At 40.7% G+C, this 16582-nt stretch carries 19 protein-coding genes and 1 rRNA gene; 11 read left to right on the top strand and 9 right to left on the bottom strand.

Annotated features, from left to right (window positions below; all coding sequences use genetic code 11):
- Positions 1-305: 305 nt before the first annotated feature.
- Genes FZC78_RS21895 through FZC78_RS21885 form a run of 3 tightly spaced genes read right to left on the bottom strand, consistent with a single transcriptional unit; the run spans position 306 to position 2264 of the window.
- Positions 306-1013, bottom strand: coding sequence for a hypothetical protein (locus FZC78_RS21895; RefSeq protein WP_148942203.1), 708 nt, complete (start codon positions 1011-1013; stop codon positions 306-308).
- Complete coding sequence (locus FZC78_RS21890) at positions 1003-1890, bottom strand: ATP-binding cassette domain-containing protein (protein ID WP_148942202.1); 888 nt, start codon at positions 1888-1890, stop codon at positions 1003-1005. Before FZC78_RS21890 ends, FZC78_RS21895 begins: the two co-directional genes overlap by 11 nt.
- The gene (locus tag FZC78_RS21885; RefSeq protein ID WP_148942201.1) at positions 1887-2264 is read right to left on the bottom strand and encodes a GntR family transcriptional regulator; all 378 of its coding nucleotides are present in this window, start codon (positions 2262-2264) and stop codon (positions 1887-1889) included. Before FZC78_RS21885 ends, FZC78_RS21890 begins: the two co-directional genes overlap by 4 nt.
- A 328-nt stretch (positions 2265-2592) precedes the next feature.
- On the opposite strand from FZC78_RS21885, the gene FZC78_RS21880 reads away from it, so the two are divergent.
- Positions 2593-3417, top strand: coding sequence for an aldo/keto reductase (locus FZC78_RS21880; protein WP_148942200.1), 825 nt, complete (start codon positions 2593-2595; stop codon positions 3415-3417).
- Positions 3418-3894: 477 nt separating this feature from the next.
- Positions 3895-4206 (top strand): hypothetical protein, encoded by a 312-nt coding sequence (locus tag FZC78_RS21875; RefSeq protein ID WP_148942199.1) that lies wholly within the window; start codon positions 3895-3897, stop codon positions 4204-4206.
- 901 nt (positions 4207-5107) lie between these two features.
- Here the strand turns inward: FZC78_RS21875 and FZC78_RS21870 are convergent.
- Positions 5108-5962, bottom strand: a complete 855-nt coding sequence (locus FZC78_RS21870; RefSeq protein WP_148942198.1) for an STAS domain-containing protein — start codon at positions 5960-5962, stop codon at positions 5108-5110.
- Between the two features lie 232 nt (positions 5963-6194).
- A complete protein-coding gene (locus tag FZC78_RS23950; RefSeq protein WP_187442847.1) occupies positions 6195-6338 on the bottom strand; it encodes a hypothetical protein in 144 nt (47 codons plus the stop codon).
- 174 nt (positions 6339-6512) lie between these two features.
- Between FZC78_RS23950 and FZC78_RS21865 the strand changes: the two genes are divergently transcribed.
- Both FZC78_RS21865 and FZC78_RS21860 read left to right on the top strand, forming a co-directional pair.
- A complete protein-coding gene (locus tag FZC78_RS21865) occupies positions 6513-7907 on the top strand; it encodes a bifunctional metallophosphatase/5'-nucleotidase (RefSeq protein WP_148942197.1) in 1395 nt (464 codons plus the stop codon).
- 255 nt (positions 7908-8162) lie between these two features.
- Complete coding sequence (locus tag FZC78_RS21860) at positions 8163-8594, top strand: hypothetical protein (protein WP_148942196.1); 432 nt, start codon at positions 8163-8165, stop codon at positions 8592-8594.
- Between the two features lie 73 nt (positions 8595-8667).
- Here the strand turns inward: FZC78_RS21860 and FZC78_RS23945 are convergent, their stop codons facing one another.
- Positions 8668-8835, bottom strand: a complete 168-nt coding sequence (locus tag FZC78_RS23945; RefSeq protein WP_187445055.1) for a hypothetical protein — start codon at positions 8833-8835, stop codon at positions 8668-8670.
- A gap of 143 nt (positions 8836-8978) precedes the next feature.
- Here FZC78_RS23945 and FZC78_RS21855 point away from each other — a divergent pair, with 143 nt between their 5' ends.
- The 3 genes from FZC78_RS21855 to FZC78_RS24430 all read left to right on the top strand — a co-directional run bounded on the left by FZC78_RS21855 (position 8979) and on the right by FZC78_RS24430 (position 11905).
- Positions 8979-10142: a hypothetical protein gene (locus tag FZC78_RS21855; RefSeq protein WP_148942195.1), complete on the top strand. Its 1164-nt coding sequence runs from the start codon at positions 8979-8981 to the stop codon at positions 10140-10142.
- Between the two features lie 153 nt (positions 10143-10295).
- Positions 10296-11666 carry an N-acetylglucosamine-specific PTS transporter subunit IIBC gene (gene nagE, locus FZC78_RS21850; protein ID WP_148942194.1) on the top strand — a complete coding sequence of 457 codons (1371 nt, stop codon included), beginning with the start codon at positions 10296-10298 and terminating at the stop codon, positions 11664-11666.
- Positions 11667-11815: 149 nt separating this feature from the next.
- Entirely contained in the window at positions 11816-11905 is a 90-nt protein-coding gene (locus tag FZC78_RS24430) for a putative holin-like toxin (protein WP_240628433.1), read from the top strand.
- Between the two features lie 521 nt (positions 11906-12426).
- Here the strand turns inward: FZC78_RS24430 and FZC78_RS21845 are convergent.
- Together FZC78_RS21845 and FZC78_RS21840 are read right to left on the bottom strand one after the other, a co-directional pair.
- Complete coding sequence (locus FZC78_RS21845; protein WP_113930824.1) at positions 12427-12624, bottom strand: cold-shock protein; 198 nt, start codon at positions 12622-12624, stop codon at positions 12427-12429.
- A 253-nt stretch (positions 12625-12877) separates the two neighbouring features.
- On the bottom strand, positions 12878-13096 hold the full coding sequence (locus FZC78_RS21840) for a hypothetical protein (protein ID WP_148942193.1): 219 nt from the start codon (positions 13094-13096) through the stop codon (positions 12878-12880).
- Positions 13097-13300: 204 nt separating this feature from the next.
- On the opposite strand from FZC78_RS21840, the gene FZC78_RS21835 reads away from it, so the two are divergent.
- From FZC78_RS21835 to FZC78_RS21825, 3 genes are all read left to right on the top strand, one after another.
- Positions 13301-14017, top strand: coding sequence for an MgtC/SapB family protein (locus FZC78_RS21835; protein WP_148942192.1), 717 nt, complete (start codon positions 13301-13303; stop codon positions 14015-14017).
- 218 nt (positions 14018-14235) lie between these two features.
- Positions 14236-15144, top strand: a complete 909-nt coding sequence (locus FZC78_RS21830) for a DMT family transporter (RefSeq protein WP_148942191.1) — start codon at positions 14236-14238, stop codon at positions 15142-15144.
- Positions 15145-15149: 5 nt separating this feature from the next.
- Entirely contained in the window at positions 15150-15707 is a 558-nt protein-coding gene (locus FZC78_RS21825; protein ID WP_148942190.1) for a GNAT family N-acetyltransferase, read from the top strand.
- Between the two features lie 72 nt (positions 15708-15779).
- Here the strand turns inward: FZC78_RS21825 and FZC78_RS21820 are convergent, their stop codons facing one another.
- Entirely contained in the window at positions 15780-15959 is a 180-nt protein-coding gene (locus FZC78_RS21820) for a hypothetical protein (protein ID WP_148942189.1), read from the bottom strand.
- 367 nt (positions 15960-16326) lie between these two features.
- Between FZC78_RS21820 and FZC78_RS21815 the strand changes: the two genes are divergently transcribed.
- Positions 16327-16582, top strand: a 16S ribosomal RNA gene (locus FZC78_RS21815); the annotation flags it as partial.

Below are 16582 nucleotides of genomic sequence, written 5' to 3'. Positions count from 1 at the left end.
AAATGGAGGATGAATCATAACGGATTCATCCTCCATTTTTTGTTTTTTACTCTTTTAAAATGTTCTATTCTAAAAAATATTTTTTATCGGCCCTTATTCATCCCTTTCATAATCTGTGATCCAACCGCTCCGATAATCAAGATAAAAAAAGGAAGCGGATTGTAGTCCACAAAGAAGGTTGTAAATGGAATATCTAAATGCCTGAATGCTGCGGTAATCAACCGTCCAAACATAAAAATCAGGCCGATTACCAACATCCAATTAAATAATTTTTCTAAAAAATTTATATTGTTCTCCTTGTCAACTTATTTCAGCTTAATCTGGACCCGTTTGGTTGTGCTCTTTATGATCCATAAAGTTACAGCCAGCAACCCTGCTGTCAAAATGAATGATGTTGTTGCTGAGAAGCCATGGTGATGGCTGATGTCTAACAAAAATTTCAGCGGCTCTTTCAGCTCGGACTCCCAAAGAAAATCCAAAAGCGAAAGAATGAGGATGCTAGCAAAAATATACAACATACCGCCCATTCCACCGAAACGGTAAAACCCGGCGCCAATCAGCCAGCCGGCGGTATAAGAAGCAAGGATATTAATACTGAATGCCAGTACAGTCACTAGTAAAGAGGCATCCGGTCCGACAAATGATGATGTCACTATATCTGGATCTATCACTTGTTCAATTGCTGCGATAATACCGGCAATAGTCATGAGCACTAACGACACAACCACCGAGGAAACAGCTGCTCCTTTAAAATAGTCCCTCCTGGTAACTCCATTTTTAACGTAAAATGTCAAGAATGCATATACGGAGATAATGCCTATCACCAGCATGTAAATCTTTGAAGGGCCATAAATAAAGGTAAGGAAGCTTTGCTCATTCACTCTCTCATTGTCAACGACTCTCTGCAGGATCAAGTAGGCAGTGAACACAAAAGACATGAACCATGCAGACCAGATCAGCTGTAAGAAAGACATATCAACAGCGACTTTGACAGATTGATTATTATTGGCCATTTTCGTTAACCTCCTCACCGGTTAAATGGATGAACAGGTCCTGCAGAGAAACAGGTCCCACTTCCAAGCCGATATTTCTTGCTTCCTGTCTTTTTACTTCTGAAATCTCTCCATACACCATCACAGATTTTGTCCCGCCAAGCTTTTGGGAACTTAACTGCCTCATACCGCGGACAAATGCATCTACATCTTCAATAGAACCTGTAATGGAAGCTCCGCGTTCCATCAGTATGTCAACTGGTTCTTTGAGAAGTACTTTTCCTTCATGCAAGAAGATAGCTTCTTCAAATAAGTAGTCCATTTCAGAAACTAGATGGGTGGAGAGGATGATCGTGCGAGGCACTTCTTCAAAATCCTCAAGTACCTTCTTATAAAATAATTCCCGGGTAGGTGCATCCATGCCGTTATAGGCTTCATCAAATATTGTGATGGGAGACCTGCTGGCGAGCCCCATCGTTACATTCAGTGCAGATTGCATTCCTGTCGAGAGGTTCTTAACCTGTGTGTTAAGAGGTAGTTTGAATAACTTCACCAACTCATCCGCAAGTTCTTTATTGTATGTTGGACGATATCGTTCACAAGCTTCTAACATCCCTTTCACTTTTTCCGTTTCATCACTGTAATCGGTGTTATAGACGAAACTGATTTGGGACATGATTTCGGCATTTTCAAATGGTTCCTTTCCGCCGATCCTTAATGTGCCTTTATGAGGTTCCGTGAAAGAAGCCAATAAAGAAAGCAGAGTAGATTTTCCTGCGCCATTTCTGCCTATGAGACCATAAATCTTTTTACTTTCAAGTTGGAGATTGATGTCTGTCAGGGCTTCCTTCTTTCCGTATCTCACTGTTACATCTTTCATATTAATATCAAAAGTCATTTTTTATCACGTCCTTTCAATTGCTTCAACAGGTCTACCAGCTCATTCTCTGAAATGCCTAATTTCTCGGCTTCCTGGATAAGCGGCAGCATATATTGGTCAACGAATCCTTCTTTCCGATGCTCTACAAGTAATTCCTTTGCGCCCTGAGCTACAAACATTCCAACACCTCTCTTCTTATAAATGATTCCTGCATCCACTAACAGGTTGATTCCTTTTGCTATAGTTAAATGGTTTATTTTATAAAATTTGACCAGCTGGGTGGTCGACGGGATCTGGTCATGCTCTTGTAGTTGATCATTAACAATCTGATCCTCTATCCGTTCTTTGATCTGGATAAAGATAGGCCTGTTATCATCAAATGGCTGGCTCAATCGTTCATCACCACAACATTCACTCCTTAGTGTTATATGGTTATATAGTTATATATATAACCATATAGGAGTTGTGCTTGTTAGTCAATGAAAATGAGAAAAAATGATGAATAAGTTAAGGCGGTAATTTTTGAAGAGGTAAGAGAGTTATTGAAGAGGAGAAAATAATTATAGTGATGTACGAGTCTAAATTCTTTAATAAGTCACCCAGGCTTTTGTATAATGGCAATAAGCCTCATGGTGATAGATTGAATAAAGAATGCTTGAGGGGTAAACCTTATAATTGTCCTTCACTTATAAGGAATTTATGAAAAAGGAGAAATGTACAATGAATTTCGTGACTCTAAATAATGGTCTTAAAATGCCGCAGCTTGGGTTCGGTGTATGGCAGGTAGAGAATGATCAAGCGACGGCTGCAGTCTCAAAGGCTATTGAAACTGGTTATACATCAATCGACACTGCCATGATTTATCAAAACGAAGAAGGTGTAGGAAAAGCACTGAAAGAAACTTCTGTTCCCCGTGAAGAGTTATTCATCACGACGAAAGTCTGGAACAGTGATCAAGGCTATGACAATACACTGCGTGCTTTTGATGAGAGTTTGGAAAGACTTGGCCTTGATTATGTTGACCTGTACCTGATTCATTGGCCGACTCCTGAATTTGATGAGTATGTGGACACATATAAAGCACTTGAAAAGCTTTATAATGACGGTAAAGTTAAAGCGATCGGTGTCTGCAACTTTGAGATTGAACATTTGGAGCGCTTGTTGAATGAGTGTGATATCAAGCCTGTCCTGAACCAGGTGGAATGTCATCCACATCTTGCTCAAAATGAATTGAAGGAATTCTGTGAGAAGCATGATATCTTTGTTGAAGCTTGGAGTCCGCTGGAGCAGGGCGGTGAAGTTCTGCAAAATGAAGTGATCACCAAGATTGCTGAAGCTCATGGGAAGTCACCTGCACAAGTAGTGCTTCGCTGGCATCTGCAAAACAATACGATTGTCATCCCAAAATCAGTCACTCCATCCAGAATTGAAGAAAACTTCAATGTCTTTGACTTTGAACTTTCTGCTGAAGAGATGAAGCAAATTGATGGATTGAACAAGGATAGACGCAAAGGTCCGCATCCGAATGAAATGAATGTAAGATAACTTATATACGAAAAGACCCCAATCAACATTTGGTGATTGGGGCCTTTTTTTATTAGGCTGTTTTCGCATAGATTGTTGCTTTCGGATAAATCCCAGGAGCCGGTTTTTCCCCTGATACTAAGGGGTTTTTCTCTCATCGGGGAAGTAGCACTTTTCTTTTCATGATCACAAGGTTATTAAGGTGAATTATGAGTAGTTTTTTAGTATCGAAAAGCAACAAAGTTTACGAAAAGAGCCTTTTATTAACAGGCTTTCTTGGATGAAAATGCACAAAGGGACAGTCGCTCTTTTTTTACCCTGCTTATTCTGCCTCCAGGGGGGCAATTAGAGAAATATAAACAAAAAGAATAATTAAAACAGCAGCTGAATTTCAAAGAATTGGAAGGATTGTTCGGAGGTATAAGAGAATAGAGCTATATGATAAAGCTAGAATAAGAGAAAATGAACTAGTTTTTTAGTGAAAGTACAGGGGAGGCAATGATGGTTAGTAAAAAAGCACCAATAAGTATGGCAGGCGTAATAATGGCAGCAGGACTAATAGGTGTCGAAGGAGTTTCAGCAGCAGGATCTGAGGAAGCAGCAGAGATCCAAGCTGAAGATGAAATCAGCCCCTTGTATGTTCCGATAGGAGAAGGACACACATGGAAATACGTCAAAACGACCTACACTTCTACCGGGTATATAAAAATATACAGCGACAAAGACTCTCAATGGTACTATATGAAAGAAGTCTTCTACAACACTAGCGGTAAATACATTAAAACGGTGTATGATAAATTTGCTATATAAAGGAAAGGCAGGAAGGTAAGGTATTTTACTGAATAAAGAAGGGATAACATTTTTTAGGTTGATAGGAAGCTTTGTAATGATTGAAAGAGGATTTAAAATAAGACTATATTCTCGTGTGATTTCCTCTCTAAACATTCAATGTATCAAGTGCCTGGCTTTGGATGATTTGAAACATAAGGAACTTACCTCAATGCACCCCGCCCATTAGTACGATTGAAAACACTCATGTATCCCGTAATCGCCCTACTAAAAAGAAGAATCGCCACTTTAGTATAGTGTTTAGGCGGTAATCGCCCTACTAAAAAGAAGAATCGCCACTTTAGTATGGTGTTTAAGCGGTAATCCCCCTACTAAAAAGAAGAATAGCCACTTTAGTATGGTGTTTAAGCGGTAATCCCCCTACTAAAAAGAAGAATCGCCATTTTAGTATGGTGTTTAGGCGGTAATCCCCCTGCTAAAAAGATAAATTGGCCTTTTAGTATGGTGTTTAAGCGGTAATCCCCCTACTAAAAAGAAGAATCGCCATTTTAGTATGGTGTTTAGGCGGTAATCCCCCTGCTAAAAAGATAAATTGGCCTTTTAGTATGGTGTTTAAGCGGTAATCCCCCTACTAAAAAGATGAATAGCCATTTTAGTATGGTGTTTAGGCGGTAATCCCCCTACTAAAAAGATAAATTGGCCTTTTAATAGGGTGTTTAGGCGGTAAATAACCTAGCAAAAAGATGAACTGGCACTCTAGCATGTTGTCGAAGCAGTCGACACCCTACTATAAAGGTGATTTCGCATTCTAGCATGGTGTGTATCTCCCTTATACTTCAATCAGTCCTTCATTAAGTGCAGCTTTCTTCAAATACAATAAAAAAGGCAGCCACGTTATACCGGGCCTGCCTGGAAAAACCATTTAAGATAGAGAATAAAATTTAAGATCCTTCAGTGCCTGGTGAAGAGTTCCTTTGATCGTCAGGTGATTCAGGTCGACTCCTAAGGTCACCATAGTATGGGAGACCTCAGGGCGGATCCCCGTAATAATTGTCCTCACCCCGATGAGCGACAAGGCTTCAATTACTTTGAATAATTGATCGGCTACCATGGTATCGACGGTCAGGACCCCTGACAGGTCGAGGACGAGGATGCTCAGTTTTAAACTTTCGGACTGCCTCAGTGTTTCTTCCATTAAAAGCCTTGCTCGTTCCGTATCAATATTTCCAATCAAAGGCAAGATGCCAACTTCCGGCCCCAGTGGAACAACAGGTACTGATAATTCCATAAAAGCAGAACGGGCATTTTCCATCGACCGCTGAAAGCTGTCAACGTAATTGAGACTGAAATAATAGACGGCACTATCCAGTAAAGGATCAATGATAAATACAATCTCAAAAAGGGTGTCAGATGAAATCGGACTCTCTTCAGCTGCCTTCCTAATTGCCTTCCAAATATACTCTCTGTAAAAACTAGTGTCTCTGAGTGCTTCTTTCAACGGTGCACCCAAATGGAAAAAATATTCCCCGTTCCTGGTCCCCCACTCACGGACCTGCTCTATCGCTTTTTGTTTATCCTCATGTTCAACTAAAGCTTCCCCAAACAGACCGATGAATTCTGCTCGTAATTCAAGGATCTTCGGTTCAATTTTTGCAAAATTGCGTTTTTGTGTTTCAGTCAGTGGCACAGCAGCCATTCTATCTCTATGTATCTCTAATGCAATATCGTGCTTCTTTATTAATAACATTTTACCCAATGCTTGAATTTCAGTCGTCATTTTTTTCCTCCAGCAATATAATTAAGAGCATCTCTGGTATACTCAGTGGGCTATCGATATAATATTACCACATGAAATAGATTAGTAACTGCTAACCTGATCAATCTAAGTGAAAAGATCCAAATATTTCAAAGGAGGAAGCAGAAAAAGGAATCTTCTGCTTTAACATACTAAAGTTAGAAACAAAAAATAAGCCTCCTCCAAAATTTGGATAAAGGCTGTTATGGTAAAGTTAGTTTGGATGTATAATCTGGGTTAACAAATTTATATCGTCCTCTATAAATGCTTTCAATTGAATGTCAGGACATCTTTTATAATCATCGAGCAATCTGCCCAGCTCTTTGATAAACATCAGGGTTTCAATGTCTTTGTTCATATATAACATCTCCGTTCCTATAGGTATTATAGCCTAATTGAGATAAATTTAAACAGTAAAGAAAGAAGAAAATGGAATTAAAATATTGTGAATTTTTATTTTTTGCAGGAATATGGAAAAGTTTTTAGAAAGGGTAGAGATGGACTGGATATCTATAGAAAAATGAGGTGGAACATGAAATTAAAAATCTTGCATACAAACGATCTGCATAGTCACTTTAATCACTATTCGAGAGCTGTATCGCTGATAAGAAAGCTTAAGGATGAAAATACACTGCTCCTGGATGCGGGTGATTTTGCTGACTTTAAAAGTATTGAACTACAAGGAACACGGGGAGCGGCTGCGATTGAACTGCTGGAGTCTGCCGAATATGATGCCATCACCATCGGCAATAATGAAACGTTCAATGGAGTGGAGACACTGCAATTTATGGCAAGCAGAAGTTCAGTTCCATTCATCAGCAATAACCTGTTAAGAAAAGATAAGTCTGTTCTGGACGGAGTGGTCACTTCAACCATCATAGAGAAGAATGGCCTCCGGATATTGATTACGGGATCTTCTCCGGATCTTGGAGATTTTAATGATGGGTTGGGAGTCCATATCAGTCCTTATAAAGAAGCACTTCTTCAGGAATTGAATCGGAATAAAGGTAAATATGATATCAGCATTGTGCTGAACCATGTTGGCTCCTTTGCGGATGATGAACTCGCAAAGGAATTGGACGGCATAGATATCGTCATTTCTTCTCATGATCATCAGCTTTATTCAAAAGCCAAAGTCATCAATGGTACGATTTTGAACAGTGCTGGCTGCTATGGTGAACATATCGGTCTTATCGAAGTGGAAGTGTCAGCGGAAGGAGTGAAATTGATTCATTCTGAAACGCTGCCGACCAGGGATGAACAAGAGGATGAGGAAGTGGTCTGCCTTTTAAAACAGAATAAAGCAAAAGCCATCTCCGTACTAAGCCAGCCGCTCTATCCTCTGCCACGACCGCTTTGGCATGATGTGGTAGAGGAAAACCCAATCAGCAACTTAATCGCAGATGGATTAAAAGATATGCTGAATGCTGAAATTGGGTTGATCAACAGCGGTATTGTGAATGCAGGAGCTTTCGATTATCTTTCAAATAAAAAGCTGATAGAGATTTGTCCATCGCCTTTGAACCCGACAATCTTTGAAATACAGGGGAAATATTTAAAAGCAGCGATCGAGCAGTCGCTTGATGCACAAGTCTGCCTGGCAGATGGAAGAGGGCCGGGGTTCAGAGGGAGATATGTGGGGAGGCTTCATGTTTCAGGAGCAAAAATAGAGCATGACGGTACAAGGGTTAATCATATCCTGATTGGAGAAAAGCCACTTGAAGAAGATAGGTGGTATAAAGTAGGCTCATCGGATTACTTACAGAGAGGATCAGGTTACCCGGATCTGGCTCATAATCGCAATGAGAAATACCTGTCAGAGGAAATCAAGGATGTTATCCGCTTGTACGGCGAAAACAAATCTTTTATCGAGAGTGCTTTTACCAATAGGTGGCATTCATCAAGTCCGGTCACGGTTCATAGCTGAGGGGGAAGGTTTGTTGAAAGAGTCTTTTTATAAAGTTTCCGGCTGTTAGCTAATGAAACGGAAAAATCCTCTTAAGCAAGAGAGAAAAACACTCTCTGTTGGTACAAGCAAAAACCAAAGTATCCAGGGGGAAATACGGATTCTGGGACTCATCTGAACCAAAATGCAGGATCAACCACTATACATGTATCACACCCTTTTCTATATTGTTATAATGAAAAGAAATAATTTTCAGCGAGAAATGGGTGAGAAGAATTGAGAGATGGCATAAAGCTGCTGGCAGAAGCGGTGAATGGACTTCATGATATTTTGATTAGAATTTCCAATGATGTACTGGGGCTTAATTTAACAGACAAAGAATTGCATTTCTGGATTATGGGAGTTATCGGGATCGGTGTCTTTTTCTTTATCTTTGCGGTAACGAAGTGGCTGTCAAAAATGCCTTTTGGAATTACGATGATATCCTTTTTATATACGATGACTTTCATGTTCGTACTAGTGTTTGCAATCGAGATCCAGCAGGCCATCACAAATAGGGGCAATATGGAATTTGCAGATGCAGTCATCGGGTTATGGGGATTCCTGGTTCTGTTTATGGTATATGCAGCGTTAGCGCTGCTCGTCATTGCAGGAAGACATTTATTTAAGAAGTATGACAATGACCGAAACCCGAATGTAAAAATGTAGCCTTCCTTATTGGGGAAGGCTGTATTTTTGAGCTATCTGATTGTAGCTGCCTTTGAAGAGCGGGCCTATGTTTTTACACGATTTTCGTTTTGCCGCATTCTCTGCACTTACGGTAAAACATACCGTCTTTAACAGTCGATTTGAACAGCTTATTTCCGCATTCGCACCTGCCGCTGACTTCATCAGGTTCGTCTTTATAGTAAACAATGTTTTCGTTTTGGTTCTCGTCATGGCTTGTCATATCACAACATCCTTTCGTTGCTTGTCTACCTTTATAATATAGCAAGATTTTAAGGGGATTTCTATTCCTGAGACATTATAGCATAGGGATGCATATGAGATAATGCTTCAGATGAAAGGAAGAATTATAAGGATAACATAATAATGGGGGCGCTGTTTCTGCTTCAGGCGATGGGCATTTTCTATATTTATTCCAGACCTAAAACAGACGAACCGCATATTTTGCTTAAATTAGTCGGCTGCAGCATTCTTGGGGCATTTTCATTTGGCTTCAATTCTATAAAGCTGCCACTCGGCTTCATCATTTTTATATTATTTTTAAGGCCTAACACAAATTTTCAAAGAAAGCGGGAGGCTGCCTTTCTTGGTTTTGCCGTCTTTCTGATCTCTCTGGCGATTCCCCTTTTACAAAAAACAGCTTATGAATGGCCTAGGGTGGTTGAGTTGGAAAGTCATCATTTGGATAAAATCAGTTTTGAAGAAGAGTGGAAGAAAGTGCAGGAGGAGCTGGGGCAGGGAAGCTATGCTGTCGTTGAAAGTTTTGAAACGACTTTTGACAAGGACGGCGAACTTTATTCTCTGAATATAAAGCTGACAGAGCTGGCTCCCGATGGTTATGTCAATTACCATCTTCAACTTGACGAGGAAAAAAACCTGGAAATAAATCGATACCGGCAGGAAAAAGGAATGTTGATCTCTGAAGAATCGGAAGCCATTCACTTCTTCAGCCATCTTGATGCTCTATCATCTGCAATGTTTAACCATTCGGGAATTCAGTATTACACCATCAGTTCTGAAGGAAACCGGCATGGATATGCGGTCAGGGAAGCGCAGAAATTCTCAGTGACTGACAACGGGCTTGAAAAAATTAAAAACCATAGACTTCCTCTTGAAGGAATCATGCTCGATGTATGTGGTTACGAGGGTCAAAATAATCAAGAAACCTGTACGCTGAATCAACATTTTCTCTTAAATGTTACGTTCCCAGAAACGGAAGTTACCGAAGAGAATATCCTTGACCTCGCAAGGAGAGACCGGGAGATCAATGAATGGTTCGAAAATCATACCGGGGAGTCTGTCGGTACCGAAGAGAATGGTGTGTACATTTTGAAAAAGGATGGAAAGAACGTAGAAGTGAATCAAGACGAGTATGTGACTGCATTCAAGGAAACACCCTATGTTACTATCAATCAAACTGATCAATTTTGGCTAGAAGAAGTTGAACAGCCCTATGGGTCAGCTCCTCATAGTATTGAAATTAGAGTGAATGCCGAAAAAGGAGGAGTCATAGACTATTTCTTCCGGTAACCCCATAGCACCTATTTACCGGCATGTTAAGAGCGCTTTCTTGATGAAGCGCTCTTATTTTTTGGTAATGTTCTAATTTGACCTCTCTTTCTCATATTTTAGAGTACGGGCCCTTATAAGGATTACTACTATTATAGGAAAGAGGGGATTGACATGTTGGGATTTTTGCAACGAATCGGTAAAGCATTGATGCTTCCGATCGCTGTCCTTCCAGCAGCTGCATTGCTTTTGCGGCTGGGACAGCCGGACTTATTGGATATTGCCTTTGTTTCTGCTGCGGGTAAAGCAATTTTTGACCATTTGGCCTTATTATTTGCCATTGGTGTTGCGATCGGTCTTTCCAAGGATGGAAACGGTGCAGCCGGTTTGGCGGGTGCCATTGGATTTCTTGTATTAGGTGAGGGAACGAAAGCGATTAGTGCTGATATTAATATGGGGGTTTTGGGAGGAATCTTATCAGGGGTGGTAGCGGGCCTGCTTTATAACCGATACCATGATAAGAAGCTGCCTGATTACCTTGGCTTCTTTGGGGGCCGCCGTTTTGTTCCAATTATAACCTCACTGGTGATGATCCTGTTGGCCGGTGTATTTGGTTATGCGTGGCCGCCGATTCAAGATGCAATCAATGGGATTGGTGAATGGATTGTCGGAGCAGGTGCACTGGGGGTCGGCATGTTTGGCTTCTTAAATCGACTACTTATCCCGCTTGGACTGCATCACGTTTTAAATACTTTGGTATGGTTTGAGTTTGGGGAATTTACGAACGCAGCTGGTGAAGTCGTCAAGGGTGACTTGACGCGATTTTTCGCAAAAGATCCGGATGCAGGTGCCTTTATGACCGGCTTCTTTCCTGTCATGATGTTCGGTTTGCCTGCAGCTGCTTTGGCCATGATTGCTGCAGCGAAAAAAGAAAGGCGTAAGTTAATCAGTGGAGCGATGATAGGAATTGCCTTTACCTCCTTTCTGACAGGAATCACTGAACCTATCGAGTTCTTGTTCATGTTCTTGTCGCCTGTCCTTTATCTTGCGCATGCCGTGTTAACAGGAGCTGCTATGTCACTGGCTTATGTTCTCGATATACATCACGGATTTGGGTTCTCAGCCGGAGCGATTGATTATATCCTAAATTTTAATATTGCCCAAAAGCCTCTTTTGCTCCTGGGACTTGGTCTCGTATATGGAGTCCTTTACTTTGTGATTTTCTACTTCATGATCATCAAATTTAATTTGAAAACACCAGGCCGCGAAGTCGAGGTGGAAGGAGAGTTCTCTCCAGGTGCAGTTGGGAATTATAAAGAGATGGCTGAAAAATATCTTGCCGCTTTGGGAGGGAAAGAGAATCTTATTTCTATCGATAACTGCGTGACCAGGCTGAGACTTGTGGTGGAAGATACAGGACTCGTGAACGAACCGGAGCTGAAAGGCCTTGGTGCCAAAGGAGTCATCAAACTGAATCAAAAAGATCTGCAAGTGGTCGTCGGTACAGATGTAGAATTCCTGGCAAATGAACTGAAGAGATTATAACGGAGAAAGCGGAGGTGATTTGCAGCCTCTGCTTTTTTGAGGTCTTTTTGCCGAGTTATAAAAAGCCTGTGGATGGTATAATAGAGATACAGTGAAATACAGGATGGGGCAGCGGCTCATACTCCCGGATGAAGGGAGGTGATACGCTTATGGTTGCTATTGGAGACGTTCTTCAGATCATGATTGCGTTTGGTACTCTGGTTGTCGCGATTATCGCGGTGACAGAAAAAAAGAAGTAACCATCCCATCCCCGGCCAAAGGTTTTAGATGATTACTTCTTGTATTCAGCTTAAAGTTGAGCCGCTGCATGTCCATGCAGGTATTCGCTGTAAGAGAGTCCTGATTGCCGTCAGGGCTCTTTTTTTATTTTATGATGATATGTTCATTATATACTTACCTGATTTTTTCGTAAAGCAAACTAAAATAATTGGGTTCTCCCTGGTTAGTTAGTAAGAATGCTTTTAGTGAACGTGCAGTGGTTAATAGTGCGCTTCCTTTGCAACCGCACCAATATCTTTGTGCTGCCCAGACTTAATGGTACGTTACTCTGTTAATCATACCAATATCTTTGTGGTGCCCAGACTTAATGGTACGTTACTCTGTTAATCATATCAATATCTTTGAAGTACCAAGACTTGATGGTACGTTTACTAGCTTATCGTACCATTATCTTCAGGTCCTTCTTTCTGAATGGATTATCCACTCTAAGAAGAAAAAGACATAAAAAAAGGACCCCGAAATTGGGAGTCCTTTTGCATTATTACTTAGTTACGTTAGCAGCTTGAGGTCCGCGAGCGCCTTCTTCGATTTCGAAAGAAACTGTTTGACCTTCATCTAGAGATTTGAAACCTTCGCCTTGGATAGCAGAGAAGTGAACGAATACATCTTCTTGACCTTCAACTTCGATGAAACCGAAACCTTTTTCTGCGTTAAACCATTTTACTTTACCTTGTAACATATGTGTTTCCTCCTGCGTGGCTTTAGGCCACAATGTATTACCATTCTTGCTCTAAACAATCTATCAAGACGAATCTTTCAGTGTTACCGAACAAAAACAATTAAGTTAATCCTATCACCCTTGAATTATTTCGTCAAGAGGCATGGATGTGGCGGTTCTGCTGTGGTTTTTAAGGCAGAAGCCCTGTTGGAGAAGGCTTTTTATTCCTCCCGACTGCCAGATAAGGCAAGGAGTAGGGTGTTTCCAAATATTCTCAGTCGGATGTCTGTGAAATATTCTCTATCTGATTTAAATGGAGGGAAAGGACCGTTTTTGTATCGTCATCATAAAAGATGACTGATTGGTTTGCGGGGGAGTATTGAAGTAAACGGCCGGCAAAGGAGAATTTCCCCTTTCTTTCAATGAGGTATTCTATATTCAAGAGCTTATTTTCCTGCTGCCATTTTTCGAAAAGATTCTGCCACTCTTCCATAAAGCCCCCTTATATAATTCGTAATAACTTTAATGAAGACGGTAGATCTGCATATAAATAGTAAAGACAGGTGATCAGCTCTGCCGCCGCGCATTTCGAGTATTCCCTGGGAGCCAACTGTTTAATCAAGCATCTTTTAGGTTAAATAATATGAAAAAATGCAGAGCAGAAAAGTGAAAGTGTAAGGGAGAGGCAGGAGAATAGATGTCTTTTTTTACTGATGAAATGTTAATTTCTACTATTAGGTTACTGGTTATTGTACTTTTGAGCGGGCTCATTGGTATTGAGAGGGAGGTCAAGAATCACCCAGCAGGATTGAGGACCCACATCGTGGTGGGGGTAGGGTCATGTATGCTGACGCTTGTGTCCCTCTTTGGATTCGAGGATTATATCAGAGCCCACGAGGATATGAGAGGTTTTGACCCGAGCAGGATCCCCTCTTACATCATTTCCGGAATTGGATTCCTTGGAGCAGGGACCATACTCGTTCAGGGGGGCATAACGGTCAAAGGACTGACCACGGCTGCGAGTATTTGGGTTGTGGCAGGTCTCGGGATTGTGGTAGGGATAGGTATGTATTATGAAGCAGTTCTGGCAACAATCATCATTATTACAACATTATTCTTTTTGAACAGATTTGAAAAACTCTACAAAAAGAAAGCAGATACGAAAGAGCATTTGCTCATGACGATTACCCTGAGTCGAGGGGAAGGACATATAAAGAAGATTAATGCTGAACTTTCTTCACAATATATTGAGATTTCCCAGTATAATATTGAAGAAGATAAAACGGATGATAAAGGAATGCTAAGATATACTCTTACCTTATCCATTAAGCAGAAAACCAATTTATCTGATTTACTGGAGAAACTGCAGGGGATGTCATTTATCACTTCCACCAATATAAATAAAAGAACTTGAGAAAACCGACCAGAAGACGGTCGTTTTTTTTGTGTTCTTATGTATGAAAAAAACTCTTTAACTTTAATCCTTGATGAGGAAGAATCAGCAATGCTGAGCTTAAGAATTTACTTTTCAAGAGTTCATGAAGGACATTTTTGTATAAGGGTAGAATTAAATACCTCCTGAGAGTAGACTTGGGAAAGATAGGACTTCCCTGTGTGAAAGGAGACGTGGAGATGCCGGAAATCCGCATGAATCCCTATTTCATTCTTATGATTGGGGTAATATCAGTATCAACATCAGCCATCTTAGTAAAAGTGTCCAGCTCAGATGCGGGAGTCATTGCATTTTACAGGCTGTTATTCACCATCTTACTGATGTCACCAGTGTTTCTATTGAAATATAGAAGAGAACTGAGGAGTATAACAATCAGAGACTGGGGATATACAGTCGCAGCCGGATTCTTTCTGGCTTTTCATTTTATTCTCTGGTTTGAGTCATTGAACTACACATCTGTTGCCAGCTCTACAGTATTAGTCACGCTGCAGCCTCTCTTCGCTTTTGCTGGGACTTATCTTTTCTTCCAAGAAAAGTTCAGTAAAACGGCTCTGCTTTCAGCTCTTCTCGCTATTGTAGGAAGTTTTATCATCAGCTGGGGGGATTTCCGTATAAGCGGAATGGCTTTGTGGGGAGATCTGCTTGCACTTTTGGCATGTGCATTGGTAACGGCCTACTTATTGTTCGGCCAGAATGTAAGAAAACGGCTGTCTGTGATTACATACACATTTATCGTATATCTAATGAGTACAATTGTGCTGTTTTTCTATGTACTAATTAAAGGAGAAAAACTTGGCCCTTATCCAAAAGAAGAATGGATTTACTTTATACTGCTGGCCATCATACCCACCTTGCTTGGGCATACCTTGTTTAATTGGTCTCTGAAATGGGTCAGCACCTCAACCATTTCCATGGCAATCCTTTTTGAGCCGATCGGCGCTTCAATACTAGCTTATTATCTTTTAAGTGAATCAATTATTTTGTCTCAGGTAATTGGCGGAGGAGTTATTCTGCTGGGTATCTTCTTCTTTGTGAGAGAAGAGCGGAAAATAAAAAAACGAGCAGCATTAGAAATAAAAGGAGGATGATACCAATGGAGAATGGCTTTAATAGGTTCCCGGTACTGGAAACAGAAAGGTTAAAGTTAAGGGAAATAAAAGCGGAAGATACCAACGCCATATATAAAAATTTTTCCGATGACCGAGTAACCGAATACTATGACCTGGAAACTTTCACGGAAGTCGCTCAAGCGGAAGCGCTCATAGAAAAAATTGCTGCTGGCTTCAAGACTCATACCCAATTGAGATGGGCGATCACTCTTAAACATGAAAAGGAATTAATAGGAACCTGCGGCTTTCATGAAATGGAAACAGAACATTTTAAAGTAGAAACTGGATATGAACTTAGTCCCGATTACTGGGGAAGAGGAATAATGAATGAAGCGTTGAATGCCATATTTACATACGCATTCGAAGAGATGGGAGTTAATCGGATCGAAGCCTTTTATGACCCTGCAAATGATAGGTCAAGAAATGCTCTTGAGAAGTGCGGCTTTCTATATGAAGGAACACAGCGAAAACGTTTCTTTGAAAAAGGGAGGTTTGTAGATGCATCCCTCTCTGCACTATTGCAAGAAGACTATGAAAAATAATGAGATAATACTATTCGGCTCCACATAAAAAATGGAGGAAGGACACCTGGCGGGCCTTCCTCCATTTTAGTTTTATTGAATAAAAACATAAGTCAGTCCAGAAAAAACAAAAGCCATGACTACAGAGAAAATGAATGTCCCGCCTTGGACTTCTGTTTCGGATTCTCCGATTTTGATGGCATGTACAAAAGAAAAGGCAAATAAATATATAGCCATGATGAATGAAAGAATAAGGGCTGCTTGTACGACCATGAGATAAAACTGGCTCCTTTCCCTCGATATATTTATTAAGAAACGTATGCAGGCAGGAAAAAAATTATGATTTTCAAAAAAGATTTCAAAAAAGTATTGCGCGAATAATATTATCATGATATATTATTATTCGTCGCTGCAAACGACAAAACAAACACACTGCTTAAAAAAACATTTCAAAAAAATGTTTGACATTAAAGCAGCACGGTGTTATGATAATAAAGTCGCTTTTGAAACACGGCGAACGAAGAATGAACCTTGAAAACTGAACAAAACAACAAACAAAACGTCAACGTAAATCTAGTAAGAACATGTTTCTTACAAAGTTGCTAATACTTTAAAAATAGCAAATGAGCAAGTCAAACTTCTTTCGGAGAGTTTGATCCTGGCTCAGGACGAACGCTGGCGGCGTGCCTAATACATGCAAGTCGAGCGGACTGATGGGAGCTTGCTCCCTGAAGTCAGCGGCGGACGGGTGAGTAACACGTGGGTAACCTGCCTGTAAGACTGGGATAACTCCGGGAAACCGGGGCTAATACCGGATAGTTCTTTTCCTCGCATGAGGAAAAGTGGAAAGGCGGCTTCGGCTGCCACTTACAGATGGACCCGCGGCGCATTAGCTA

The sequence above is a fragment of the Rossellomorea vietnamensis genome (assembly GCF_008180415.1).
GTDB classification, from domain to species: domain Bacteria; phylum Bacillota; class Bacilli; order Bacillales; family Bacillaceae_B; genus Rossellomorea; species Rossellomorea vietnamensis_C.
Note: the sequence above shows the minus strand (reverse complement) of the source record. Positions and strands in the feature narration are given on the sequence as shown.

Bases quoted from the DNA above. Each gene is read 5' to 3' on its own strand.
- FZC78_RS21825 (WP_148942190.1), top strand. From the start codon at position 15,150: ATGGAGAATGGCTTTAATAGGTTCCCGGTACTGGAAACAGAAAGGTTA.
- FZC78_RS21820 (WP_148942189.1), bottom strand. From the start codon at position 15,959: ATGGTCGTACAAGCAGCCCTTATTCTTTCATTCATCATGGCTATATAT.
- FZC78_RS23950 (WP_187442847.1), bottom strand. From the start codon at position 6,338: ATGAACAAAGACATTGAAACCCTGATGTTTATCAAAGAGCTGGGCAGA.
- FZC78_RS21845 (WP_113930824.1), bottom strand. From the start codon at position 12,624: ATGTTACAAGGTAAAGTAAAATGGTTTAACGCAGAAAAAGGTTTCGGT.
- FZC78_RS21835 (WP_148942192.1), top strand. From the start codon at position 13,301: ATGTCTTTTTTTACTGATGAAATGTTAATTTCTACTATTAGGTTACTG.
- FZC78_RS24430 (WP_240628433.1), top strand. From the start codon at position 11,816: ATGGTTGCTATTGGAGACGTTCTTCAGATCATGATTGCGTTTGGTACT.
- nagE (WP_148942194.1), top strand. From the start codon at position 10,296: ATGTTGGGATTTTTGCAACGAATCGGTAAAGCATTGATGCTTCCGATC.
- FZC78_RS21895 (WP_148942203.1), bottom strand. From the start codon at position 1,013: ATGGCCAATAATAATCAATCTGTCAAAGTCGCTGTTGATATGTCTTTC.
- FZC78_RS21870 (WP_148942198.1), bottom strand. From the start codon at position 5,962: ATGACGACTGAAATTCAAGCATTGGGTAAAATGTTATTAATAAAGAAG.
- FZC78_RS21880 (WP_148942200.1), top strand. From the start codon at position 2,593: ATGAATTTCGTGACTCTAAATAATGGTCTTAAAATGCCGCAGCTTGGG.
- FZC78_RS21840 (WP_148942193.1), bottom strand. From the start codon at position 13,096: ATGGAAGAGTGGCAGAATCTTTTCGAAAAATGGCAGCAGGAAAATAAG.
- FZC78_RS21890 (WP_148942202.1), bottom strand. From the start codon at position 1,890: ATGACTTTTGATATTAATATGAAAGATGTAACAGTGAGATACGGAAAG.
- FZC78_RS21865 (WP_148942197.1), top strand. From the start codon at position 6,513: ATGAAATTAAAAATCTTGCATACAAACGATCTGCATAGTCACTTTAAT.
- FZC78_RS21875 (WP_148942199.1), top strand. From the start codon at position 3,895: ATGATGGTTAGTAAAAAAGCACCAATAAGTATGGCAGGCGTAATAATG.
- FZC78_RS23945 (WP_187445055.1), bottom strand. From the start codon at position 8,835: ATGACAAGCCATGACGAGAACCAAAACGAAAACATTGTTTACTATAAA.
- FZC78_RS21855 (WP_148942195.1), top strand. From the start codon at position 8,979: ATGGGGGCGCTGTTTCTGCTTCAGGCGATGGGCATTTTCTATATTTAT.
- FZC78_RS21830 (WP_148942191.1), top strand. From the start codon at position 14,236: ATGCCGGAAATCCGCATGAATCCCTATTTCATTCTTATGATTGGGGTA.